Origin of the sequence: Pseudorhodobacter sp., assembly GCF_034675685.1 — a bacterium.
Taxonomy (GTDB): Bacteria; Pseudomonadota; Alphaproteobacteria; order Rhodobacterales; family Rhodobacteraceae; genus Pseudorhodobacter.
Map to the genome: position 1 here is coordinate 577323 of NZ_JAUCDA010000002.1, position 23821 is coordinate 601143.

A 23821-nucleotide genomic window follows, 5' to 3' on the forward strand; every position below is an offset into this window, starting at 1 on the left:
TCCGAAAAAATCGTAAGGGCGTTAGCGGCGGATGCCGAGACGCTTGATCAGCGACTGGTAACGCTCTTCGTTTTTGCTTTTGGTATAATCCAGCAGCTTGCGGCGCTGGGCAACCATCATCAGCAAACCACGGCGCGAGTGGTTGTCTTTCTTGTGGCCTTTGAAATGCTCGGTCAAAGTGGTGATGCGCGAGGTCAAGATGGCAACCTGTACTTCGGGCGAGCCGGTGTCACCTTCTTTGGTGGCGTATTCTTTGATCAGTTGGGCTTTCAGTTCTGGCGTAATCGACATCGGGTTCTCCATAGTTGAATGTGACGGCGCAGGCCGGGATGTCGTCCAGCAAGGCCCTTGGCACCCCGCGCAAGGCGGGACCGGCAGCGTATAGGCGGATTCGGCAAGGAAGGAAAGCGGAACTTGCGCAAAACAAACGGCCCCCGGTTTCCCGAGGGCCGCACAGGCCGTTACTTCGGCGCTTTGGCATAGCGCAGGTAAGGCAGCTTGATGTCGAGCGCGCCGAATTTTGCCTCGGCGGCCTTGTTGTCAAGCGACATCGACACGATCACATCTTCACCCGGCAGCCAGTTGGCAGGGGTGGCGATTGGCGCGCCATCGGTGGCCTGTACAGCGTCGAGCGCGCGAATGATCTCGGCAAAATTGCGGCCGACCGACATCGGGTAGGTCATGCTCAGGCGGATCTTCTTGTCCGGCCCGATGATATAGACGCTGCGCACGGTCGCGGTATTGGCAGGTGTGCGGTCTGCGCCCGGCAGATAGTAATCAGCGGGCAGCATATCGAAGGCTTTGGAAACGGTCAGCGAGGTATCATCAATGATCGGAAAATCGGCAGGCACCCCGGCAACGGCGGCGATATCGTTTTTCCACTTCACATGCTCTTCGACCGAATCAACCGAAACACCCATCACCTTGGTCTTGCGCTTGGCAAATTCCGGGGCCAATTGCGCCACCGCGCCAAATTCCGTGGTGCAGACCGGCGTAAAATCGCGCGGGTGGCTGAAGATGATCGCATAGTTGTCGCCGATCCAGTCATGAAACTTGATCGTGCCGGCGGTGCTTTCAGCGGTAAAGTCAGGGGCGATATCATTGATACGAACAGACATGTTATTCTCCATCTTGGGTCTTGTTGCCTCTGACATATGCCTTTGATACCGATTTTGCACCCCTTGGCGGTTCGGCCGCCACAAAAAAGTTCATCGGCGGCGGCTGGCGGCAGGGCGCGGCAAGTGGCCTTGGCATCAATGCCGGTCTTGCAGGTTTGTCGTTCCGGTGCCACGGTATGGCAAAGACATTCAGGAGGCTTGCATGCTCGATAAACGCCAATTTTATATCAACGGCCAATGGGTCGCCCCCGCTACACCGCGCGATTGCGATGTCATCAACCCCTCAACCGAGGAGGTTTGCGCCGTAATCTCGCTTGGGTCGCAGGCCGATACCGATGCCGCAGTGGCCGCAGCCAAAACCGCGTTTGAAACATGGTCGGTAACGACGCCCGCCGAACGCCGTGCCGTGGTTGTCGGCATTCTCGCGCAATATGAGGCGCGGGCCGAGGAAATGGCGCAAGCCATCAGCGTTGAAATGGGCGCACCGATTGATCTGGCCCGCAGCAGCCAGGCCCCCTGCTTGCCGGGGCATACCGAAGATTTCCTGACCGCATTCGACGAAATGGAATGGATTCGCCCGCTTGGCCCCCATGCCCCGAATGACCGGATCTCGATGGAGCCGATTGGCGTGGTCGGGCTGATTACGCCCTGGAACTGGCCGATGAACCAAGTCACGCTCAAGGTGATTCCGGCGCTGTTGGCGGGGTGTACCTGCGTGCTGAAACCGTCCGAGGAAAGCCCGCTGTCGTCGATGCTGTTCGCCGAGTTTTGCCATGACGCAGGCGTGCCTGCGGGCGTGTTCAACCTTGTGAACGGCGACGGCATGGGTGTTGGCACCCAGCTTTCCAGCCACCCGGATATTGAAATGATTTCCTTTACCGGGTCCACCCGCGCGGGGCGGGCGATTTCGATCGCGGCGGCTGAAACGATGAAACGCGTGACGTTGGAGCTGGGCGGCAAAGGCGCGAACCTGATTTTTGCCGATGCCGATGAAAAGGCGGTAAAGCGCGGCGTGCTGCATATGATGAACAACTCGGGCCAGTCGTGCAACGCCCCTAGCCGGATGCTGGTGGAACGCAGTATCTATGACAAAGCGGTTGAGATTGCCGCCGAAACCGCCAGCAGCATCAAGGTTGGCCCGGCAGCTGAGGAAGGTCGCCATATCGGCCCGGTGGTGAACCGTCGCCAATGGGATCAGATTCAGGGCTATATCCAGAAGGGCATTGACGAAGGCGCGCGGCTGGTTGCAGGCGGTCCCGGCCTGCCCGAGGGCATGAACAAAGGATTCTATGTGCGCCCGACAGTGTTCGCAGATGTAAAGCCGGGCATGACGATTGAACGCGAGGAAATCTTTGGCCCCGTGCTGTCAATCATCCCGTTTGATAGCGAGGAGGAGGCCCTGCGCATTGCCAATGATACGCCATATGGGCTGACAAACTACGTCCAATCCTCTGACGGTTCCCGCCGCAACCGGCTGGCGCGCAAGCTTCGGTCCGGTATGGTGGAAATGAATGGTACAAGCCGTGGGGCGGGGGCACCGTTTGGCGGTGTCAAGGCCTCGGGGCGGGCGCGTGAAGGTGGCCATTGGGGCTTGGAAGAGTTTTTGGAGGCCAAGGCTATTTCAGGCTGGGATTCCGACGCCGAGTAAATCGGGCAGCGTTGATGGGGGCCAGTTCCCCCATCAACGGCACCGGCGCAATCAGAACTGTTGCTACAGGGTGCCGGAAAATCTAATGTAACGCATTGCTTTGTTTTTCTTGTGGGAAGCCTGCGGATGAAGGTTTTGACCAAGCGGTCGATTGCATTCTGTTTGTCACTGTTTTTGATGACTTTGCCGGCCCTTGCCTATTCGGAAGCGGAATTTGCCAAGGATGATCAGTTCAGTTGGGATATCTACCGTACAGGCGATGTTCAGGGCGCGTTGGCACAGGCCAGAAAGGTCTATGACAAAACCGTCACCGAGTTTGGCCCAGAGGCGCAAAATACCCTGCATGCGGGCATAACGCTTTCGAATATGATGCTTGGGGTCAAGGACAGCGGCGCGGCCCTGGCCTTGCTTGAAACCCTTCACGCAAGGGCCACAAAGAATTTCACCGAATACGCGCCGATACGGATCAAGGTTTCGGTCGCTTATGCCAATTTGCTTGGCGATACCGGCAGTGCCGATAAGGCACTGCCGCTGCACATCGAGGCGGTTACGGCAGCCGAAGCGCTTTTTGGCCCGGATCACGATACCACCCTGATCTTCAGCTTCAACCTTGCCCGAACCTATCAGGCGCTGGGTTATGTTGCCCAATCGCTGGCGCTGTATGAACGGCTTGCAACCGCCTATGAAGCCGTGAAAAGCGTTGAAAACCTTAATCAGCGCAGCAATATCACCGCGCAGATTGCGGCAACCTATTACGACCTGGAAAAATTCCCTGAATCGGTCGCTGCCTTTCGCAAAGCCATTCCGATGCTGGTTGATTATTGGGGGCGCAATCACCCGCGCGTGCTGAGCCAGCAGTTGTTTTTTGGCAATGCCCTGCTGAAGGTCAGGGGCTATGCCGAGGTAAAGGCCTTGCTGGGCGATATGCGGGCGGCCGCGACGGTTACCTATGGCCCCGACAGCCTGTTTCACGCTGATACCTATGAGTTGGAAGCCTTGCTTTACACTTGGGTCGAGCCGGGCAGGGCGGGGCTTGATAAGGCTTTGGCCCTGATGGCGCAGTCAATCGCGGTCAAGGAACAGCAGCTTTCGCCCTCGCATCCCGTCTTGGGCCGCCCCTTGCTGGAATATGCGGCGATGGCGGGCGATGCCGGAAACTATGCCGCTGCGGCTGAATTTGCGCTGCGGGCGGAAACGGCAGGCTTTGCCAGCCGGGATATTTTGATAAAATATCTTGTCCGGGCCGCAGAGGCAAATCAGATGCCCTATGAAACCGCCGCAGCCGAGCTGTTTCGCGTCGTCCAAAAGGCTAGCTCCTCGGCTGCGGGCTTTGCTACGCTACAGCTTGCCACCCGATTTGCGTTGAATGATTCCGAGGATGCCAACAGCTTTCGCCAGATTACAGACAGCTACAATTTCCAGAAATCCCTTGAGGCGCAGCTTTTCGACGCAATATCCAAGCCGCAGGCCGAGCGTGACACAGCCCAAGAAGGGGTGTTGCGGCGGCAGATTGCCGATAATGCGGTCTTGCGCAGCGGTGCTGAAACCGCGCTGTACAGAACCCGCACCAGCCTTGCTGATCTGACCGGGGGCGGCGTGCTGACTGTGCCCGAGGTGCAAACCATCCTGGGAACCGAGGGCGCGCTGGTTATCGTTGATTTTGGCGACCATGAAGAGTCGCCCGCTTTTGCGATGGCCGTGACCGAAGCTGGACTCTCCTTTGCCATTTTGCCCTATGGCGCCTCAGATTATGCGGCGGCGGTTGCCGATATCCGCGCCGGTATTTCGTTGAAGCTGGGGCTGCGTGGGGCCATTGCCCTTGATCAGCCCAAAGCACCCGCCACCGCGCAATTTGATTTCAAGGCCGCCGATTGGCTTTATGACGCGTCTATCGGTCAGGTGTTTGCGATCAACGGCAAGCGCAAACATCTTTACGCCGATTTGCGTGGCCCTATGGCGGCAATCCCGCCGCATTTGCTTATCACGAAGCCGACGGATGAAAGCGTCACCGATCAAACGGCCAGTTGGTTGGTGCGTGATTTTGCGATCACGGTTTTGCCGTCGGTTTTTTCGCTGAAGCTGGCAAGCCTTGCAAAAAATACCCTGCGCCATGGCGCGCCGCTGTTGGGCTTTGCCAATCCGGTCTATACTGAAACCGGCGAAACGCTGGCCGGGTTGGGCGGCCAAACCCTGCGCGGCACGCTAAGCCCTTTGCCCGAGACCGAGACCGAGCTGTCGCAGGTCGCTGCCGCCGTCAAGGCCGGGCCCGAGGCGCAGCGGGTCGGCCCGCTGGCCTCTGAGGCGGGGCTGAAGCAGACGGCGCTTGGCGATTACGATATCTTGTATTTTGCAACGCATGGCCTTGTGTCGGGCGATGTCGTCGGCACCGCTGTTTTGGGTGAGCCGGCATTGGCCCTGACTGGGGGGCAGGGCGAAGATGGGCTTTTGACCGCAAGCGAGATTTCACAGCTAAAATTGAACGCGGATTGGGTGGTTTTGTCGGCGTGCAATACGGCTGTGGGCGATGAGCCGGGCGGGCAGGCCCTGTCTGGTCTTGCGCGCGCCTTCACCTATGCTGGTGCGCGTTCGTTGCTGGTGTCGCATTGGCCAGTGGAAAGCCAGTCTGCCGTCAGGATGATGACCGATATTTTCAAGCGCCGCGATGCAAACCCGGAACTGCAAGCGGCTCAGGCCCAGCGCGAGGCCATCTTGTCAATGATCGACACCCCGAAAAACGCAGCCTGGTCGCATCCAGCGTATTGGGCACCCTTCGTTCTGGTGGGCGACCCTGACTGAAGTGGCGGCCAAGCCAGGGCCTGTCACCCCCGAAGAAGGCGATTTGCAGACTATCTTGAACCGGCTGTTGGGGCAGATCTTTGGCCACCTGCGCGGCGGATGCTTTAGCCACGGCGATTCGCTTTTGGCTTGAAACAAGGTCTATCACATAACGCGTTGAAACCCTTGATTTCAGGCCGCGATAGGTGAGGAAGGTTTCAAGGCAAAACGCTTTCAATCAGCCAAGCTGCGGGCCTTTTTCCCGTTCTGCCATCGCCCAATCCAGAAATGCCCGCGCCTGACGGTTGATGGTCGGGGCCGGTGAAGGCGACAACAGCAGGTAGTAGTTGTACCCTTCGTCCAGCATTCGATCTGAAATTTGCACCAGCCCGCCTGAGTCCAGATCAGGTTGAATCATGGCTTTTGGACAAAGGGCTGCACCTTGCCCCGACAGGGCGGCGGCGCGAAGCAGGTTGAAATCTTCAAAACTTGTGCCATCAAAACCGCGCGCTTTGGTCGGGTCTGGTGCGCTGCCGGTCAGCCCCGACAGCCAGTTGCTCCATCCCTTGGGCGTGCCGTCATGCAAAAGACCCAAGGCCAGAAAGTCTGTGACAGTCTGTGGCAGGCGCCCAAGGCGGGCCAGACATGACGGGCTGCACACCGGCACGCTTTGCCCTGCCAGATAGAGATGCGCCGTTATCATAGGCCCCGTTGGTGGATCTTTGGCAAAGACGAAAGCCAGGTGGACATCGTGAAAGTTGATCTCACGCCCATGCATTGCGTAAACAATCCGGATTTCGATGTCTGGATGGGCGGTGCGGAAACGGTTCAGGCGGGGGATCAGCCAGCACATCGCCACGGACGGGATTGCTGCAATAACAAGCGCCTGACTGGTGTTGCGGGCCCGGTCACAGGCGGCTTCGATCTCGGCCAATGATGCCGCCAGACTGTGGGCAAGCTCTGCCCCATGCGGCAAAAGCCGGGTCCGGTTGCCTTCACGTTCAAACAGCGGTTTTCCCAGCCAATTCTCGACATTGCGGATTTGGTGGCTGATGGCAGATTGCGTGACAAACAGCGCCTCTGCGGCCGCGCGAAACGACCCCAAGCGCGCAACCGCCTCAAAGGCGCGCAAGGCATTAAGGGGGGGTGTCGACATTGGAAGCCCCAAAGCATGAGAAAAATTAATGATAACGTGAAAAATGGTCTTTTGACAAGAGGCCGGAATACAGGCGTGATCATGCGCAACCGGGCCAATATCGGCCCACCCAAATCAGTGGAGGATTCGATGGAACGTGAGCGGTTGCAGAACTATGTGGACAACGGCGAAAAGGCCGTTCCGACATTTTCGGACAGCGAGATGCAGCGGCGATTGGATGCGATCCGGGGCCATATGGCACAAGCCGGAATTGATGCGGCGCTGTTCACCAGCTATCACTGCATCAACTATTATTCTGACTTTCTGTTCTGTTATTTTGGCCGCCGCTATGGCTTTTTGGTCGATCATAACATCGCCACCTCGATCAGCGCGGGCATTGATGGCGGCCAGCCTTGGCGCCGGACCTTTGGCGGCAGGAACGTCACCTATACCGACTGGCAGAAAGACAATTATTTTCATGCCATTCGCGGGTTGACCGGCGGCGTCAAGCGGTTGGGGATTGAGTTTGATCACATCAACATCGACACGCTGAACCTGCTGAAATCCGAATTCCCGCATATGGAGTTTGTTGATATCGCCGCCGCCTCGATGCGTCTGCGAATGATCAAATCACCCGAGGAAATCGCCCATATCACCAAGATGACCCGGATTGCCGACATTGGCGGCGCGGCCTGCGTCGAGGCGATTGGCGTAGGTGTGCCCGAGCATGAAGTGGCCCTGCATTCCACCGCAACCATGGTGCGTGAGATTGCCAAGGTTTGGCCGCATGGCGAATTGCTGGACACCTGGACCTGGTTCCAGTCAGGCATCAACACCGATGGCGCGCATAACCCTGTGACCAGCCGCAAGATCGAAAAAGGCGATATTCTGTCGCTGAACTGCTTCCCGATGGTTGCCGGTTATTATGTGGCGCTGGAGCGAACGCTGTTTTCCGAGGAAGCCAGCGACGAGCATATCCGCCTGTGGAACATCAACTGCGCGGTGCATGACCGCGGCAAGGAATTGCTGGTGCCGGGTGCCAAGTGCAGCGACATCGCCAAGGAATTGAACGAGATGTATGCCGCCGAAAACCTGCTGCAATACCGCAGCTTTGGCTATGGCCATTCCTTCGGCGTGCTGTGCCACTACTATGGCCGCGAGGCCGGTCTGGAACTGCGCGAAGATTGCGATACGGTTCTGGAAGAAGGCATGGTCGTATCAATGGAGCCGATGATCACCGTGCCAAACCATCTGCCCGGCGCAGGTGGCTACCGCGAGCATGACATTCTGGTCATCACCAAGGACAATAACAAGGGCAACACCAATATCACCGGTTTCGCCTATGGCCCCGATCATCTGATCGTCAAGAACTGAATCCCACCTCTTGCGCCCCGGCCTTTGCAGGTTGGGGCGCAAGGCCTTTCGAAACCGGCAAAGCCGCGCTGCAAAACAGGAAAGAGGAGTCCGGTTTGAAAAACGTGGTTCTGAAGAATGAACCGGCACGGCGTCTTTCGTCAAAGCCGCTGTCAGACTGCAAATACCCTGCCACGCATATCTGCCAAGCGGGATTATAAATCAAAGGGAGGATATCACATGAAATTCACAATGACGCGCCGTGCGCTGACGGTTTCGGTTCTGGGGGCGCTGTCACTGACGGCGGTTCCGGCATTCGCGCAAGACTCGATCTCGGTCATGAGCTTTGGCGGCGCCTATCAGGAAGCGCAGCGCAAGGCGGTATTCGAGACCTATACCGCCAAAACCGGCATCAAAGTAGATGAACAGGAATACGGCGGCGAGATTGCCAAGATCGCGGCGATGATTTCGTCCGGCAATACCACGATCGACGTGGTGGATGTCGATGCACCGACCCTGCTGCAAGGTTGTGACGAGGGCATTTTTGAAATCATCGACTGGACACAGATCGGCGACAAGGCCGATTGGATTTCGGGCACCACATCGGAATGTGGCGTGGGGACAATCGTTTATTCCACCTCACTGGCCTATAATGCCGCGACGCTGGAAAACGGGCCGACAATGCTGGCCGACCTGTTTGATACCGCGAAATTCCCTGGCAAGCGCGGGCTGTGGAAGAACCCGGCAACCAATCTGGAATTTGCGCTGCTGGCTGATGGGGTGCCGGTGGATCAGGTCTATGAGGTGCTTGGCACGCCTGATGGGCTGGACCGCGCCTTTGCCAAACTGGACAGCATCAAGGACAGTATCGTGTGGTGGGAAGCAGGTGCGCAAGCCCCACAGCTTTTGGCCTCGGGTGAGGTGGTGATGACAAGCGCGTGGAACGGCCGTATCTTCAATGCCAACAAGGAAGGCCAGAATTTCAAGATTGTCTGGGACAACCAGATCCTTGACTCGAATTTCTGGGCAATCCCGAAGGGTGCCAGGAATATCGCCGCCTCGATGGATTTCATCAAATACGCGGTAGAGCCGGAGGTACTTGCAGCCACCACCAAATACATTCCTTATGGTCCGGTGCGCACATCTGCCGCGCCCTTCGTCACCCCCGAAGATGCGGCAAACCTGCCGACCAGCCCGGAAAACCTGACCGTGGCCCTGACGCTGGATAACGCCTTCTGGGCCGATAATGGTGATGAGATCCGCAAGCGGTTCACAACCTGGCTGGCACAATAAGCCCCGTTTGACAAAGGAGAGCGCATCATGACCGCCTTGCAAGACCGCAGTTCCGCGACCGGCAATCCGGGGGATGCGCTCGTCCGCTTTTCCCAAGTCAAGAAATCCTACGACGGTATCCAATATGTGGTCAAAGACCTTAACCTGGATGTCGCCAAGGGTGAATTTCTGACCATGCTCGGGCCGTCAGGCTCTGGCAAAACCACAACGCTGATGATGCTGGGCGGGTTTGAACGCCCGACGCTGGGACATATCTTGCTGGATGGCAAGCCGGTTGAACGCCTGCCACCAGAAAAGCGCAACATCGGTTTTGTGTTTCAGAACTATGCGCTGTTTCCGCATATGACGGTGGCGGAAAATGTTGCCTTCCCATTGCGCTATCGTGGGATCAAGGGCCACGCCGCACGCGAAAAGGTCAAGCGCGCGCTTGGCCGCGTCAGCCTGGAGGCGATGGGCGAGCGCAAGCCTGCGCAATTGTCGGGCGGTCAGCAACAGCGGGTCGCCTTGGCCCGCGCGCTGGTGTTTGAACCGTCGCTTGTGCTGATGGACGAACCGCTTGGCGCGCTGGACAAGCAGTTGCGCGAACGGATGCAGCTTGAAATCAAGCATCTGCAAACCAGCCTTGGCATTACCATGGTCTATGTGACGCATGACCAATCCGAGGCGCTGACCATGTCAGACCGGATTGCCGTTTTTCATGATGGCCGTATCCAGCAGCTTGCCGACCCCAAGACGCTGTATAACGCGCCGGAAAACCGCTTTGTGGCAGGGTTCATTGGCGAAAACAACACCATGCCATGCAGCTTTGCGGGAATCGAGTCAGGCCTTGCCGTGGTCAAGATGGCCGATGGCGCAGCGCTGAAGGCTGTGGGCGCCCCGCCGGTTGGTGCAGACCTGACCCTGTCGGTACGGCCCGAAAACATCATGTTGGCGGGTGATCACACCCCACATGGTGCCAACCTCTTTTCAGGGACTGCCACCGATGTGTTTTTCCTTGGCGACCACATGCGGCTTTCGGTGCAGGCCTTTGGCGGTCAGATCGTCACTGCCCGTATTCCCGTGGCACAGTCGCGCAGTTTCCAGACGGGCGAGACGGTGCATCTGGCCTGCATGCCCGCCGACTGCCGCCTGTTGGAGGGGTAAGCCATGACCGACATCAAAGCTGTAGACATTGACCGTATCCGTACCTTTGTGGCGGTGCGCCGTGCCGCACGCCCGGCCCGTCGCGCGGCTTTTGCGCTGGCGCTGCCGCTGGTGGCCTTTCTGGCCTTGGCCTTTGTTGCGCCAATTCTGTATCTGTTGGTCACCGCCGTTGATAACCCCGAAACGCAAACTGTTTTGCCCCATACGCTTGAAGCGTTGGACAGTTGGGATGGGAAATCCACCCCTGATGAGCTGGTCTTTGCCGCCCTTGCGGATGATCTGAAACTGGCCAACAGCGAGCGCACTGCGGCACTTGTCGGCAAACGGCTGAACTATGAAATCTCGGGTATGCGCAGCAAGATGCTGTCGGCGGCGCGGATGGCTGCGGCGCTGGAGGCCGGCCCTTACCGCGACAAGTTCTTGCAAGATGACCCGATCTGGGTTGATCCGAACACTTGGGCGGTGATCAAGCGCAATGGCGCGGGGCTGACGCCCTATTATCTGCTGACAGCGGTGGATCTGAAGCAATCGCCAGGCGGCGGGCTGGAACGTGTAGCCCCGGATCAGGCGGTATTTCTGACGATCCTTGGCCGCACGCTTTTGGTGGCGGGAATGGTGACTGCCTTCACCTTGCTGCTGGGCTATCCGGTGGCCTATGTGCTGACCATCGCGCCAAAGGCCATTGCGGGCATCATGATGCTTATGGTGCTGCTGCCGCTTTGGACCTCGCTTTTGGTCCGAACAACGGCCTGGGTCGTGTTGCTGCAATCGGATGGGGTGATCAATTCCATCTTGCTGACGCTGCATCTGACGGCGGAAAAGGTACAGCTTATCTTTACCCGCGTCGGCACGGTCACAGCGATGACGCATATCCAACTGCCATTCACCATTTTGCCGATCTATTCGGTGATGCGGTCTATCCAGCCCACGCAATTGCGCGCCGCGCGGTCGCTGGGGGCAGGGCCAACTTCGGCGTTCTGGCGGATTTATGCACCGCAAACGGTGCCGGGTGTGGTGGCGGGCTGTCTGATGACGTTCATCCTGTCCCTGGGTTACTACATCACCCCCGCCTTGGTGGGTGGGCCGCAAGATCAGATGGTGTCGAATTTCATCTCGACCTATATCAACCGCGATCTGAACTGGGGCCTGGCCGCAGCGCTGGGGGTGGTTTTGCTGATCGTCACGCTGGCCATTTACGGCCTGTTCCTGCGCCTTGTCGGCGCTGACAAGTTCAAGCTGGGATAAATCATCATGTGGCTTCCATCTTATGCAACCCCGTCCGAGCGTTTCTTGCGCATTCTTGTCGTGGTCTTTGCCGTGACCGTGATGTTGTTTCTGATTGCGCCCTTGTTCATCATCGTGCCGCTGTCATTCTCGCAAGATCCGTTCTTTACCTTGCCGGTGCGCGAATATTCGCTGCGCTGGTATGCCGATCTGTTCGGCAATCCGCGCTGGATGAATGCGATCTTCAACTCAGGCGTTGCGGCGGTGCTGACCACTGTGCTGGCAACCACGCTGGGCACCCTTGCGGCGCTGGGCATTGCGCGGCCCGATTTTCCGGCGCGGCGGGTGGTGATGGCGCTGTTGATTTCACCGATGATCGTGCCGATCGTGATCGTGGCGGTGGGCAGCTATCTGTTCTTTGGCCAGTTCGGGCTGACCAATACGCGCGCGGGCCTTGTCTTTGCCCATACGGCCCTTGCGACGCCCTTTGTGGTGATCACCGTGACCGCCACCCTGTCAACCTATGACACCAACCTGACGCGCGCCGCGCATAGCCTCGGGGCGTCTGGCCTGTCGGCGTTCTTTCGGGTGACGTTGCCCAACATTCTGCCGGGCGTGATTTCGGGGGCGATCTTTGCCTTTGCCACCTCGTTTGATGAGGTGGTGGTGGCCCTGTTCATGACTGCGGCCGAGCAACGCACCTTGCCGGTGCAGATGTTCTCGGGCATCCGCGACCAGATCAACCCGACGATCATGGCAGCGGCCACGATGCTGCTGGGCCTGTCGATAGGGTTGTTTGCCGCGCTGAGCTTTCTTGCGCGCAAGGCTGCACGCTAAGATCAAAATGGCGAAGGCGCCGCGATAAAAGCGGCGTTTTTCCGGCCTTTGCTGTAGCGGCTATCTGCAAAAACGGTCATAGCGCGCCCGAGAGGCGCGCTATGACATGTAGGAGAGGCTGAAGGGTCACAGACCGCAGGCAAATTCGCGCTGGACGATTTCCAACAGCTCGGACACATGTGGAAAGAACGACCGCCACACCTCAATGCGAAAGGCATCCTCGGCGTCGCGGATCAGCACAACCTGTGCTGTGTCAAACAGCGTGCGCTTGGCGGTGCCGGGGGTCATGCGTGACAGATCCAGCGGGCAGGCAACCGACAGAAATTCCTGCGCGCGCGGGCCGGTGATGGCAATCGTGACTTCGCGGTCCGAGATCACCGTCAGGCTGTGCGGCGTCTTGGCCCGCGCTGTGGTGAAAGCGGCGACGATGACCGCTTGTTCAGCTTCGGGCGCGTGCAACAGCCATTCGTCGGGGCCAAGGCACCATGCGGCACGGTCGCCTTTGGCCGCGCCTTGCCCGATCTTGCCCGGAAGCGGCAGGCCAAAGGCTTTTGAGGCAGCGCCAAGGTTGGCAGGCGCAATCCGCAGGTTAAGGCGCGCCACGGGGGGCATAACGGCAACCGAAACCGCGTCAAACGATTTTACTGGGGCGTTCATTCTGGCATCCTCCTCATTCAACTTTCAACCGCTCGCCGGCGGGGTCGTAGAACACGCACCCCGTGACCTTTGCCGCAAGCGATCCGCCATCTGCGGTAGGGATGTGCAGCGTGTCGCCCATCCGGTCAAAGCCGCCCTCGACCAGTGCCATGGCAATCGACCGCCCCAGCGCCTCGGACCAATAAGAGCTGGTCACATGGCCGATCATCTTCATCGGTTTGGGCTGCTTTGGGTCCAGCACGATCTGCGCGCCCTCAATCAGCACGTCCTTGGGGTTTTCGGTGAGCAGGCCGACCAGTTGCTTGCGTCCCTTGGCCACAATATCAGGCCGCGCCAGTGACCGTTTGCCGACGAAATCGGGTTTCGCCTTGCCAATCGCCCAGCCGATGCCCGCATCTTCGGGCGTGACCGTGCCGTCGGTATCCTGACCGATGATGATATAGCCCTTTTCGGCGCGCAAAATATGCATGGTTTCGGTGCCATAGGGGCAGATGTCATAAGGCTTGCCCGCCTCCATCAGTTTTTCCCACAGCGCGCGACCGTGGCGGGCGGGCACGTTCACCTCATACCCCAATTCGCCGGTAAAGCTGATGCGGAACAGGCGCGACGGAAATCCTGCGACCGTACATTCGGCCACCGACATATGCGGAAAGGCGGCATCCGACATATCCTGCCCCTCAACCAAAGGTGCCAGCAGTTTGCGCGCGTTGGGGCCGTTGATCGCGATGGTCGCCCATTCCTCGGTGGTCGAGGTCAGCCAGACTTGTAGCTCGGGCCATTCGGTTTGCAGGTAATCTTCCATCATGTTCAGCACGCGGGCGGCACCGCCGGTGGTGGTGGTGACATGGAACAGATCGTCGCGCATCCGGCCAATCACGCCATCGTCGCGGATAAACCCATCCTCGCCCAGCAGCAGGCCATAGCGGCAGCGGCCCGGTGCCAGCTTGGCCCAGGGGTTGGTATACATGCGGTTCATGAATTCCACCGCATCGGGGCCGGACACCTCGATCTTGCCAAGGGTAGAGGCATCAAAGATGCCGAGGCTGGCGCGGGTGGCGCGGCATTCGCGGTTGACCGCCGCATGCATATCCTCACCCGTTTTCGGGAAATACCACGCGCGCCGCCACAGCGCGACAGGCTCAAAAGCGGCACCATGTTCCGCTGCCCAACCGTCAATCGGCGTCTTGCGGGTCACCTCGAAATGGCTTCCCTTGTGATAGCCGGCAAGCGCGCCAAACGTGGTTGGCGTATAGGGCGGGCGGAAGGTGGTCAGGCCAACTTGCGGGATGTCCTTGCCAAGCGCATCGGATGCAATCGCCAGCCCGTTCATGTTCGACAATTTGCCCTGATCCGTGGCCATGCCGTTGGTGGTATAGCGTTTGACATGTTCAATCGAGCGCATACCTTCGCGCACCGCCAGCCGGATATCCTTGGCGGTCACGTCGTTTTGAAAGTCGACAAAGGCCTTGGCGCTGCCGGGGCTGCGGTCGGTTGGCAGGTCCTTTTGCGTGACGCCGGTGCCGGTACGGTCGCCCGCCACGCTATAGGTGGCGGCCCCCGCCTTGCGGCCCAGATCGCGCAGCGCATCCGCGCCCGCTTTGGCCCCATCCTCCAAAGCGGTGGCAATCCCCCATAGCCCACGCCCTGCGCCGGCAATATGCACAGCCTCGGTTTTATGGCCGGGCAGATAGGCCTTGGCCTTGGCGTCCCAGTCAAGCGAGCCTTTGGTGTGGCTGAACAGGTGGAGCGATGGCGTCCAACCGCCGCACATCAGCACCGCATCACAAGCGATTGTGCGCGCGGCCCCCACAGTTCCACCCCGCACCGGATTGACGCGGATGGATTTCACCCGCAACCGCCCGCCCGTCGCGGTGGCGGTGTGGCCGGTCAGGGTTTCGATGTTCCGGGCCATGGCGGCCTGCATCAGCGCGGGCGGAATATCGGTGCGGGTGTCAACAATCGCCGCCACCTTGCAGCCCGCATCGGCCAGATCAAAGGCGGTGTACCACGCAGAATCGTGGCTGGTCAGGATAGCAGGGCGGTCGCCCACCTTGACGCCAAAACGGTGCAAAAAGGTCTGCGCCGCGCCTGCCATCATCACGCCGGGGCGGTCGTTGCCGTCAAACACCATCGGGCGCTCAATAGCACCTTGCGCCAGAATAACCTGCCCCGCCCGCACTCGCCAAAGCCGTTCACGCGGCGCATCGGCGGGCACATTTGCCAGATGATCGGTCAGCTTTTGGCACAGGCCCACCATGTTCTGGTGATAATATCCGATCGCCGTGGTGCGGTTCATCAGCCGCACATTGGGCAATGCGTCAAGTTCCGCCAGCGTTGCAGCCAGCCAGCCCCAGGCGTTGTCGCCATCAATCCCGACGGAGGGTTCAGACAGCAAAGTGCCGCCCATCTCGGATTGCTCATCGACCACCACGACCGATGCGCCGCTGCGCGCAGCTGTAAGGGCGGCGGCAAGGCCCGAAGGGCCAGAACCCACGATCAGCACATCACAGTGCAGATAACGGCTGGCGTAATGATCGGGGTCAAGCTCGGTCGGGGCGCGGCCAAGGCCTGCAGCGCGGCGAATAAAGGGCTCGTACACCTTATCCCAAAACGACTTGGGCCACATGAAGGTTTTATAGTAAAATCCCGCCGAAAACAGCATGTAAAGCCGGTCGTTGATCGCGCCCACATCGAACTGCAGGCTTGGCCATTTGTTTTGGCTTTCGGTCGTCAGCCCATTGTAAATTTCTTGCATGGTGGCGCGGGTGTTCGGTTCAAACCGGCCGGGCCCGCGCGTGGTGCCGATCAGCGCGTTCGGTTCTTCGGACCCTGCTGTTACCACACCACGCGGGCGGTGGTATTTGAAGCCGCGCCCCATCAGATGCGCGCCATTGGCCAGCAGGGCCGAGGCAACGGTATCCCCCTCGAACCCGATAAAGGTCTTGCCGTCAAAGGTGAAACGGACAGGCCGATCCTGGTTGACGCGGCCACGGCCCTTGATGCGAAACGGGTTCATTTTACGGCCTCCGGCTTGGTTGCGTCAGGGCGGGGGTGCCCGGCGGGATAGGTGGTCAGGAAACGGTCGGAAACGGTGTCGCGCAGCGCGTTGAAAAACCGCCCGCAGCCGTTGATATGGCGCCAGCGTTCGGCATGAACGCCGCGCGGGTTTGACCGGATGAACAGAAAATCACGCCATTCCTCGTCCGACAGCTTGGACGGATCTTTGGGCCGCGCGATATGCGCCTCGCCTGCATAGGCGAATTCCAATTCGGGCAGGGTGTCATCGCAATAGGGGCAGTGGATCAAAAGCATGTCAAATTCCTTAATGCGCAACGGCGGCGGCGGCGGCTTCGTCGATCAGACGGCCGGTGGTGAAGCGTTCCAATGTAAAGGGCGCGTTCAGCTTGTGCGGCGCGTCTTTGGCCACGGTCCAGGCCAGCAAATGTGCCGCCCCCGGTGTGGCCTTGAACCCGCCCGTGCCCCAGCCGCAGTTGACGTATAGCCCCTTGACCGGGGTCTTGCCCAAGATGGCCGAACGGTCTGGCGTTACATCCACGATGCCGCCCCATTTGCGCAGCATCCGCATCCGGTTGAAGATCGGGAAAACTTCGCAGATCGCGGCGACAGTATGTTCAATCAGTGGCAGCCCGCCGCGCTGGGAATAGCTGACATATTGGTCAGTGCCTGACCCGATCACCAGCTCACCCTTATCAGACTGGCTGATATAGGCGTGAACCGTGTTCGACATCACGACACAAGGGAAAATCGGCTTGATCGGCTCGGATACCAGCGCCTGCAACGGATAGCTTTCCAGCGGCATTTTCACACCCGCCGTTTGCATGATAACGCTTGTATGCCCCGCCGCCGACACCGCGACCTTTTTGGCGCGGATAAATCCCTTTGCGGTTTCCACTCCTTCCACCGAACCATCCGCACCGCGCCGAATGGAGATCACCGGGCAGTTCTGGATGATATCGACGCCGCGCTTGGCCGCAGCGCGTGCATAGCCCCAGGCCACCGCATCGTGCCGCGCCGTACCTGCGCGCATCTGCAAGGCTGCCCCCATCACCGGATAACGCGCATCGGGCGATACGTTCAGCGGCGGGCAAAACGCCTTGGCCTCGGCTGTGGACAGCCAGCGATTGTCAACGCCGTTCAAGCGGTTGGAATGGATATGGCGTTGAAACGACTGCACGTCATGCACGTTATGCGCCAGCATCATCACGCCGCGCTTGGAATACATGATGTTATAGTTCAGCTCGGTTGAAAGGTTGTCCCACAGGTCCAGCGCGTGATCATACAGCTTTGCGCTTTCATCATAAAGATAGTTGGAGCGGATGATCGTGGTGTTGCGCCCGGTATTCCCGCCCCCCAGCCAGCCCTTTTCGATCACCGCAACATTGGTAATTCCGTGTTCCTTGGCCAGATAATAAGCCGCCCCCAACCCATGCCCGCCCGCGCCGACGATGATGACATCATATTCCTTCTTGGGCTGGGCATCGGGCCATTGCTCGGCCCAGTTCTTGTTGCCCGTCAGGGCATTCTTCAGCAGCGACAGGGCAGAGAAATGGGTCATCACGGGGCCTTTCGGGGGGTAATTTTGGCAGGAAAAAATATCATTGCAGGATGGGCGGTTTTTCACTGTATGAATGCGTCAAACTGACGTTACAATTGCGCCATCTGTGAGAGGAGATTGCCATGCCGGCCGCTTCGGTTCCGCGCCTGCGGGTAGGGTTTATTCTGACTCGGCGTTTTACGCTGTGTGCCCTTGCAAATTTCGTCGATGTGCTGCGTCTGGCGGCGGATGAGGGGGATGGTTCACGCCCCATTCTGTGCGGCTGGCGGGTGCTTTCAACCACGACAGACCCTGTGATTTCAAGCAGCGGCATCGCGGTGCAGCCCGAGGAGCGGTTGGGCGACCCCGCGCGCTTTGACTATATCGTCGTCGTCGGTGGTTTGATGCAAGAGCTTGAGTATCTTGATCCGGCCCATTCGGAATTTCTGCGGCGGGCCGCGCTGGCCGGGGTTTCATTGGTCGGGGTTTGCACCGGCGCATTTGTTCTGCACCGTGCCGGCCTTTTGCAAGGTTATCGCTGCTGTGTCAGTTGGTTTCACCATAATGACTTTTTGGAACAGTTCGACGGTATTTCCCCGGTATCGGATCAGATATTTGTGGTCGACCGTGATCGGCTGACCTGTTCGGGCGGCACCAGTTCGGCGCATCTGGCGGCATTCTTGGTTGATCGGCATATCGGCCGTGCCGCCGCCAAGAAAAGCCTGGCCATCATGATGATAGATGAGGCAATGGCCGCCGAGCGCCCGCAACCCGGCCTGCCGCTAGAGCTTTCAACCGCTGACCCCCTGGTCAAACGCGCGCTGTTGACGATGCAACAGATGCTGGATACCCCACCCACAGTGACGGCACTTGCCGAACGGCTAAAGGTCAGCCGTCGCAAACTGGAACGGCATTTTGCCGATGCGCTGCGCCTTACCCCGTCGCAAGCGGGCATGGCGATTCGCATTGCCCATGCCGAACTTTTACTGTCTCGCAGTGCGCGAACGGTGACGCAAGTGGCACAAGACTGCGGATTTGTCGATGTGTCGCATCTGATCCGCGCATTCAAATCCGCGCGGGGCATCACGCCAGAAGTCTGGCGCAAGGCGCAAGGCAAGGCGTCGCTCCAGCCCGAAACCATTGTTTGACGCTGGGGCAGGCGCGGCTGCAAGGGTAATTCAGGCCAATCGAAAGAAATACAAGGCACAAGACGCTGTTGCAATGAGGGGCAATCCGGGGTCGCACTTGAAGTCCTTTGCCAAATGGATATTCACGATGTTTGACCGCCTTGCCGCATTGGGTGAGGCAGGTGTGATCGGCCCAAATTTGGGCGCTTGGCTGTACCAGCGATGGGTTCGATTTTGCCTGACAAGGCTAGTAGTTACGGTTTTATGATTTTTTCGATGTGGGTTTTGGGCTGAAAACGTCGATTTTTTTGCGATAAGGCGTCGTTTTTGACAGTTTTGTTGGAACTCTTAATGCCAAGTTCTTACAGTATAACAGGCTGTGTGGCTTATTTGATTCGGGGCTAACGCCCCTTGGAGGAGGGAACATGAAACAAGGTTTGATGTCTGCGGCTTTGGCTGCAGTGGTTGTAGCGGGTGGGGCGGGTGTTGCGCTTGCGCAAGATTGTGGGTCGGTGGTGATTGCCAGCATGAATTGGCAATCGGCCGAGGCGCTGGCTTCGGTTGACAAGTTCATACTTGAAAACGGCTATGGGTGCAGCGCTGACATCATCGTGGGGGATACGGTGCCAACGCTGACCTCGATGATCGAAAAAGGTCAGCCGGATGTGGCGCCTGAAGGGTGGGTTGATCTGCTTCCCGATGTTGTCAACGGCGGCATCAACGATGGCAAGATCATTTCGACCGGCCCGGCGCTGTCGGATGGGGCGGTGCAGGGCTGGTTCATCCCGAAATACATCGCGGATGCAAACCCCGAAATCAAGACGATAGAAGACGCGCTGGCGCATCCGGAGCTGTTCCCGGCGCCCGAGGATGCCAGCAAAGGCGCTGTCTATAACGGCCCGCAGGGCTGGGGCGGTACGGTCGTGACCGGGCAATATTTCAAAGCCTATGGCGCGGCTGACAAGGGCTTTGTTCTGGTTGATACCGGGTCGGCGGCGGGGCTTGATGGCTCTATCGCCAAGGCTTATGAGCGCCAGGAAGGCTGGATGGGCTATTATTGGGCCCCGACCAGCATTCTGGGCAAATACGAGATGGTAAACCTTGAATACGGCGTCGATTTTGACAAAGAGGAATGGGCGCGCTGCAACACAGTGGCGGATTGCACCGATCCAAAGCCGAACGCCTGGCCCAAGGATAGCGTTGAAACCCTGGTGACCACCGCGTTTGCAGAGCGCGCCGGTGCGCCGGTGATGGATTATTTCAAATCGCGTTCCTGGTCCAACGCCACCGTTAACAAGCTTTTGGCCTGGATGACCGACAATCAGGCAACCGGAAAAGAGGCGGCCAGCTATTTCCTCAAGAACAATGAGGATTTGTGGGTTCAGTGGGTTTCCCCCGAAGCGGCCGAAAAGGTTAAATCCGCCCTGAATTAAGGGCAGGAACACGCAGGGCGGCGGGCCTATCCGCCGCCCTTCCTTTTTACGCAGCGACCCCGGAGACAGTATGGATTGGCTGACCAGCTTCCCGCATATGGATGATGATGCCCTGCGGGCCTTGAAAAAGATGATCGACGAAAGCTTCAAAAGCTTCACCCGCGGCTATGGCGATTCAATCGAAGCGTTTTTCAACCCTCTCCAACATTTTCTTATCTTTTCGGAACGGGTAATGACCCAGACGCCCTGGCCGATCATCTTGCTGGTGGTTGGCGCGATTGCATGGTTTGCCAGCCGCAACTGGAAAATCGTCGCGGGATCGGTGCTGACGCTGCTGCTGATCGGCTATTTCGGCATGTGGGATGATACGATGAAGACGATCTCGATGATCTTTGTCTGTACCGTTCTGTCGATTGTGGTCGGCATACCGATTGGCATTGCGATGGCGAAATCGGATGTGATGCGCAAAATCATCAACCCGATTCTTGACGTGATGCAAACCATGCCAAGTTTCGTCTACCTGATCCCTGTGGTGATGCTGCTTGGCATCGGCAAGGTGCCGGGGCTGATTGCCGTGGTCATCTATGCCATTCCGCCGATTATCCGCCTGACCAATCTGGGAATCCGGCTGGTTGACCCTGACATGCTGGAGGCGGCAGATGCTTTTGGCTCCTCCAGCTGGCAAAAGCTGCGAAAGGTGCAAATGCCCCTGGCACTGCCGACAATCATGGCGGGGATCAACCAAACCATCATGATGGCGCTGGCGATGGTGGTCATTGCCTCTATGATCGGGGTGCAAGGGCTGGGGCAGCCGGTGCTGAAGGCGATTTCCAACCAGTATTTCACGCTGGGCATGTTCAACGGGCTTGCCATCGTCGGGATCGCGATTATTTTTGACCGGGTAAGCCAGGCCTATGGCAAGCGGCTCCAAAAGCATCTGGAGGTGGTCCATGGTTGATGGCGCACAGCAGGGCGGGATAGAAATCCGCAACCTTTACAAGATATTCGGTGCAAATCCAAAAGCTTATATTGACGCGGTGCGCGGCGGCATGACCAAAGAGGAATTGAACCAGAAACACCAACATGTGCTTGGCCTGCGCGATATCAACATCACGATGCCGGCCGGCTCTATTCAGGTGATAATGGGGCTGTCGGGGTCGGGTAAATCAACGCTGATCCGCCATATCAATCGGCTGATCGACCCGACTGTCGGCGAGGTGCTGGTGGAAGGTGTCGATGTGGTCAAGATGGATCAGGCCAGTTTGCGCCAGTTCCGCCGCCATCAGACCGCGATGGTGTTTCAGAAATTTGCCTTGCTGCCGCATCGCAATGTGCTGGAAAACACGGTTTACGGGCTGGAAGTACAGGGGATTGCACACGCCAGACAGATTGAGACGGCGATGCACTGGATCGAGCGTGTGGGCCTGAACGGGTTTGAGCAGAATTACCCCAACCAGCTTTCGGGCGGGATGCAGCAGCGCGTTGGCCTTGCCCGCGCGCTGACCAATGACGCGCCGATCCTACTGATGGATGAGGCGTTTTCGGCGCTGGACCCGATGATCCGCATGGATATGCAGGGTATCTTGCTTGATCTGCAAAAGGAAATTCGCAAGACGATCGTGTTCATCACCCATGATCTGGATGAGGCTTTGCGGCTGGGTGATCGCATCGCCGTGTTGCGCAATGGCGAGGTGGTGCAGCAAGGCACCGGCCAGGACATCGTGCTGAAACCGGCGGATGATTACATCGCCCGCTTTGTGCGCGAGGTGAACCGAGGGCGCGTGATTCAGGTTGAAACCATCATGCAGCCGGGCGCGGCCGCCAGTGCCGATACCGTGCCTATCCGCGTCGGTACCCTGATCGAGGAGGCGATCCGCAGCATGAACAAAACCGCTGCCAGCCACGCCCGCATCATCAACGCCCAAGACCAGACCATCGGCACGCTGCACATGACAACCCTGATTGACGCAATGGTAAACCCGACAACAGAACCAACGTCGTAACCCAAAAGCGCCAAAGAAGCGGGGGCAGGATGGCGTTAGTTCATCCTGCTGCGAAGGCGTGAAGACAGTTCGCTAGGGCCGCGCATTTCGGTCACGCTGCGGTTGCGCCCGGCGTCCTTGGCCAACCCGACCAAGGCCTGAGCGGATGTCAGCCAATCGCGCGCCGACTCGAAACGGGACGAAACCGGCAAGATGCCAAAGCTGGCCGTAAAGGCAACGCGCAGATTTTCGGGAATCCGGCAGGATTCAATCTCTTTGCGGAACCTCTCGGCGGCGACATAGGCATCCGTGTCATCGGTTCCGGCCAGCAAGATGCCGAACTCATCCTCGCCAAGTCGCCCGAGCGTATCGCTTTTGCGCAATCCCTTGAGCACGGCATGCGCCGCAGCGGTAACAACCGAATCTGAAAACGTAACCCCATGTGCCGCGGCAATCGCACCAAGATTGTCGATATCAAAGATCGCAAGCGTTGATTTGGTATGGTGGCGTTTATGCTTTTCCAATTCCTGATCCAGCGCCTTCATGAACCCGCGGGTCGAGGCGGCGCCGGTTTGTGCATCTTCGCTGGCAATCAGGCGCATTTCCATATGGGCCATCGTCAGCTTGCCGAGGTTTGTGATCACCTCTCTGTCCACATCGCTGAAATCGCGCGGCATGGTGTCCAGCACACAAAACGCGCCAAGATTGTAGCCGTCCGGTGTGATAAGGGGTGCGCCCATATAGCTGCGTATCCCGGCCTCACCGGTCACAAACGGGTTGTTCAGAAAACGCGGGTCTTTGGTCGCATCTTCAACCACCAGCACCGTATCCTTGCGGATTGTATGATCACAGAACGCTGTCTCACGAGAGGTATGGCTCATCAAAATGCCCGGACGCGATTTGAACCACTGTCGGCGCCCATCAATCAAGACAATCGCTGCCATCGGAACAGCAAAGATAGAGCGCGCAAGTTCTGTTGCCAGGTCAAATTCTTCTTCCGGGCCGGTATCAAGAATATCATATCGTTTAAGCGCAGCAAGCCGACCCCGTTCATCATCATCACGTCTCATCGCGTCTGTAACTCCTCAAAGCCACTGCCCTGTGCCTGTGGGCGAAGGCCGGCAACCCTGCCCAGTGCCATTATCAAGTGTTGTTTTCTTTGAATTGCCCGTCCTGAAATCATTTGCCATGTTTTCCGCGCATCAGCACAAGTTTTTCAAAAGTTATTTTATTACAAGGTGTTACCGTAAAATTCATTACAATCCGTCCTTAGTATATCACCTACTTAATTGTAGGGTATGCTTAAAATGCTGCTGCCCCCAAAATCGGCCAGTTGTTGCTGACGTCAAGGATTACACTTGAAAGTTGCTGATCTGGCCTTCACCTAACGCTTGGGTAGACTGGATTCAAGGCTACAAACCTGATAACATAAAGTCAATTCTTGGCGATCATAAGGATGCAGAGCGTGTGGCAGGTGTCGCGGCCACTCTATGGTTTGACCTGAGAAAAAAATATCTTTATGATAAGTTATTTAGCGCAGC

The 23821-nt window shown here is 58.3% G+C and carries 19 protein-coding genes; 11 read left to right on the forward strand and 8 right to left on the reverse strand.

Annotated features, from left to right (window positions below):
* Positions 1-21: 21 nt before the first annotated feature.
* Both rpsO and VDP61_RS02720 read right to left on the reverse strand, forming a co-directional pair.
* Positions 22-291, reverse strand: a complete 270-nt coding sequence (gene rpsO, locus VDP61_RS02715; RefSeq protein ID WP_323005397.1) for a 30S ribosomal protein S15 — start codon at positions 289-291, stop codon at positions 22-24.
* Between the two features lie 170 nt (positions 292-461).
* Entirely contained in the window at positions 462-1118 is a 657-nt protein-coding gene (locus VDP61_RS02720; RefSeq protein ID WP_323005398.1) for a peroxiredoxin, read from the reverse strand.
* 202 nt (positions 1119-1320) lie between these two features.
* Here VDP61_RS02720 and VDP61_RS02725 point away from each other — a divergent pair, with 202 nt between their 5' ends.
* Together VDP61_RS02725 and VDP61_RS02730 are read left to right on the forward strand one after the other, a co-directional pair.
* A complete protein-coding gene (locus VDP61_RS02725; RefSeq protein WP_323005399.1) occupies positions 1321-2766 on the forward strand; it encodes an aldehyde dehydrogenase family protein in 1446 nt (481 codons plus the stop codon).
* Between the two features lie 126 nt (positions 2767-2892).
* Positions 2893-5562, forward strand: a complete 2670-nt coding sequence (locus VDP61_RS02730; RefSeq protein ID WP_323005400.1) for a CHAT domain-containing tetratricopeptide repeat protein — start codon at positions 2893-2895, stop codon at positions 5560-5562.
* Between the two features lie 217 nt (positions 5563-5779).
* Here VDP61_RS02730 and VDP61_RS02735 read toward each other — a convergent pair whose 3' ends face one another.
* On the reverse strand, positions 5780-6697 hold the full coding sequence (locus tag VDP61_RS02735; protein ID WP_323005401.1) for a LysR family transcriptional regulator: 918 nt from the start codon (positions 6695-6697) through the stop codon (positions 5780-5782).
* Between the two features lie 129 nt (positions 6698-6826).
* Between VDP61_RS02735 and VDP61_RS02740 the strand changes: the two genes are divergently transcribed.
* The 5 genes from VDP61_RS02740 (at position 6827) to VDP61_RS02760 (ending at position 12526) form a co-directional block, all read left to right on the forward strand.
* Positions 6827-8050, forward strand: a complete 1224-nt coding sequence (locus VDP61_RS02740; RefSeq protein WP_323005479.1) for an aminopeptidase P family protein — start codon at positions 6827-6829, stop codon at positions 8048-8050.
* 219 nt (positions 8051-8269) lie between these two features.
* Positions 8270-9322: an ABC transporter substrate-binding protein gene (locus VDP61_RS02745; protein ID WP_323005402.1), complete on the forward strand. Its 1053-nt coding sequence runs from the start codon at positions 8270-8272 to the stop codon at positions 9320-9322.
* A 27-nt stretch (positions 9323-9349) separates the two neighbouring features.
* The gene (locus VDP61_RS02750; protein WP_323005403.1) at positions 9350-10465 is read left to right on the forward strand and encodes an ABC transporter ATP-binding protein; all 1116 of its coding nucleotides are present in this window, start codon (positions 9350-9352) and stop codon (positions 10463-10465) included.
* A 3-nt stretch (positions 10466-10468) separates the two neighbouring features.
* A complete protein-coding gene (locus tag VDP61_RS02755; RefSeq protein WP_323005404.1) occupies positions 10469-11710 on the forward strand; it encodes an ABC transporter permease in 1242 nt (413 codons plus the stop codon).
* A 6-nt stretch (positions 11711-11716) separates the two neighbouring features.
* Positions 11717-12526: an ABC transporter permease gene (locus VDP61_RS02760; RefSeq protein WP_323005405.1), complete on the forward strand. Its 810-nt coding sequence runs from the start codon at positions 11717-11719 to the stop codon at positions 12524-12526.
* A 126-nt stretch (positions 12527-12652) separates the two neighbouring features.
* Here VDP61_RS02760 and VDP61_RS02765 read toward each other — a convergent pair whose 3' ends face one another.
* Genes VDP61_RS02765 through VDP61_RS02780 form a run of 4 tightly spaced genes read right to left on the reverse strand, consistent with a single transcriptional unit; the run spans position 12653 to position 17759 of the window.
* Positions 12653-13183, reverse strand: coding sequence for a sarcosine oxidase subunit gamma (locus VDP61_RS02765; RefSeq protein ID WP_323005406.1), 531 nt, complete (start codon positions 13181-13183; stop codon positions 12653-12655).
* A 13-nt stretch (positions 13184-13196) separates the two neighbouring features.
* Entirely contained in the window at positions 13197-16199 is a 3003-nt protein-coding gene (locus VDP61_RS02770) for a sarcosine oxidase subunit alpha (protein ID WP_323005407.1), read from the reverse strand.
* On the reverse strand, positions 16196-16495 hold the full coding sequence (locus VDP61_RS02775) for a sarcosine oxidase subunit delta (RefSeq protein WP_323005408.1): 300 nt from the start codon (positions 16493-16495) through the stop codon (positions 16196-16198). Before VDP61_RS02775 ends, VDP61_RS02770 begins: the two co-directional genes overlap by 4 nt.
* A 10-nt stretch (positions 16496-16505) precedes the next feature.
* Positions 16506-17759 carry a sarcosine oxidase subunit beta family protein gene (locus tag VDP61_RS02780; RefSeq protein ID WP_323005409.1) on the reverse strand — a complete coding sequence of 418 codons (1254 nt, stop codon included), beginning with the start codon at positions 17757-17759 and terminating at the stop codon, positions 16506-16508.
* Positions 17760-17881: 122 nt separating this feature from the next.
* On the opposite strand from VDP61_RS02780, the gene VDP61_RS02785 reads away from it, so the two are divergent.
* From VDP61_RS02785 to VDP61_RS02800, 4 genes are all read left to right on the forward strand, one after another.
* The gene (locus VDP61_RS02785; protein ID WP_323005410.1) at positions 17882-18886 is read left to right on the forward strand and encodes a GlxA family transcriptional regulator; all 1005 of its coding nucleotides are present in this window, start codon (positions 17882-17884) and stop codon (positions 18884-18886) included.
* A 404-nt stretch (positions 18887-19290) separates the two neighbouring features.
* The gene (locus tag VDP61_RS02790) at positions 19291-20298 is read left to right on the forward strand and encodes an ABC transporter substrate-binding protein (protein WP_323005411.1); all 1008 of its coding nucleotides are present in this window, start codon (positions 19291-19293) and stop codon (positions 20296-20298) included.
* Between the two features lie 70 nt (positions 20299-20368).
* A complete protein-coding gene (locus tag VDP61_RS02795; protein ID WP_323005412.1) occupies positions 20369-21256 on the forward strand; it encodes a proline/glycine betaine ABC transporter permease in 888 nt (295 codons plus the stop codon).
* Entirely contained in the window at positions 21249-22301 is a 1053-nt protein-coding gene (locus VDP61_RS02800; protein WP_323005413.1) for a glycine betaine/L-proline ABC transporter ATP-binding protein, read from the forward strand. The genes VDP61_RS02795 and VDP61_RS02800 overlap by 8 nt, the downstream gene beginning before the upstream one ends.
* Before the next feature lie 35 nt (positions 22302-22336).
* On the opposite strand, the gene VDP61_RS02805 is transcribed toward VDP61_RS02800, so the two are convergent.
* Positions 22337-23350, reverse strand: coding sequence for a sensor domain-containing diguanylate cyclase (locus VDP61_RS02805; RefSeq protein ID WP_323005414.1), 1014 nt, complete (start codon positions 23348-23350; stop codon positions 22337-22339).
* Between the last annotated feature and the right edge of the window lie 471 nt (positions 23351-23821).

Excerpts from the sequence above, each read along its gene's own strand:
- rpsO (WP_323005397.1), bottom strand. The coding sequence starts at position 291 with ATGTCGATTACGCCAGAACTGAAAGCCCAACTGATCAAAGAATACGCC.
- VDP61_RS02720 (WP_323005398.1), bottom strand. The coding sequence starts at position 1,118 with ATGTCTGTTCGTATCAATGATATCGCCCCTGACTTTACCGCTGAAAGC.
- VDP61_RS02725 (WP_323005399.1), top strand. The coding sequence starts at position 1,321 with ATGCTCGATAAACGCCAATTTTATATCAACGGCCAATGGGTCGCCCCC.
- VDP61_RS02730 (WP_323005400.1), top strand. The coding sequence starts at position 2,893 with ATGAAGGTTTTGACCAAGCGGTCGATTGCATTCTGTTTGTCACTGTTT.
- VDP61_RS02735 (WP_323005401.1), bottom strand. The coding sequence starts at position 6,697 with ATGTCGACACCCCCCCTTAATGCCTTGCGCGCCTTTGAGGCGGTTGCG.
- VDP61_RS02740 (WP_323005479.1), top strand. The coding sequence starts at position 6,827 with ATGGAACGTGAGCGGTTGCAGAACTATGTGGACAACGGCGAAAAGGCC.
- VDP61_RS02745 (WP_323005402.1), top strand. The coding sequence starts at position 8,270 with ATGAAATTCACAATGACGCGCCGTGCGCTGACGGTTTCGGTTCTGGGG.
- VDP61_RS02750 (WP_323005403.1), top strand. The coding sequence starts at position 9,350 with ATGACCGCCTTGCAAGACCGCAGTTCCGCGACCGGCAATCCGGGGGAT.
- VDP61_RS02755 (WP_323005404.1), top strand. The coding sequence starts at position 10,469 with ATGACCGACATCAAAGCTGTAGACATTGACCGTATCCGTACCTTTGTG.
- VDP61_RS02760 (WP_323005405.1), top strand. The coding sequence starts at position 11,717 with ATGTGGCTTCCATCTTATGCAACCCCGTCCGAGCGTTTCTTGCGCATT.
- VDP61_RS02765 (WP_323005406.1), bottom strand. The coding sequence starts at position 13,183 with ATGAACGCCCCAGTAAAATCGTTTGACGCGGTTTCGGTTGCCGTTATG.
- VDP61_RS02770 (WP_323005407.1), bottom strand. The coding sequence starts at position 16,199 with ATGAACCCGTTTCGCATCAAGGGCCGTGGCCGCGTCAACCAGGATCGG.
- VDP61_RS02775 (WP_323005408.1), bottom strand. The coding sequence starts at position 16,495 with ATGCTTTTGATCCACTGCCCCTATTGCGATGACACCCTGCCCGAATTG.
- VDP61_RS02780 (WP_323005409.1), bottom strand. The coding sequence starts at position 17,759 with ATGACCCATTTCTCTGCCCTGTCGCTGCTGAAGAATGCCCTGACGGGC.
- VDP61_RS02785 (WP_323005410.1), top strand. The coding sequence starts at position 17,882 with ATGCCGGCCGCTTCGGTTCCGCGCCTGCGGGTAGGGTTTATTCTGACT.
- VDP61_RS02790 (WP_323005411.1), top strand. The coding sequence starts at position 19,291 with ATGAAACAAGGTTTGATGTCTGCGGCTTTGGCTGCAGTGGTTGTAGCG.
- VDP61_RS02795 (WP_323005412.1), top strand. The coding sequence starts at position 20,369 with ATGGATTGGCTGACCAGCTTCCCGCATATGGATGATGATGCCCTGCGG.
- VDP61_RS02800 (WP_323005413.1), top strand. The coding sequence starts at position 21,249 with ATGGTTGATGGCGCACAGCAGGGCGGGATAGAAATCCGCAACCTTTAC.
- VDP61_RS02805 (WP_323005414.1), bottom strand. The coding sequence starts at position 23,350 with ATGAGACGTGATGATGATGAACGGGGTCGGCTTGCTGCGCTTAAACGA.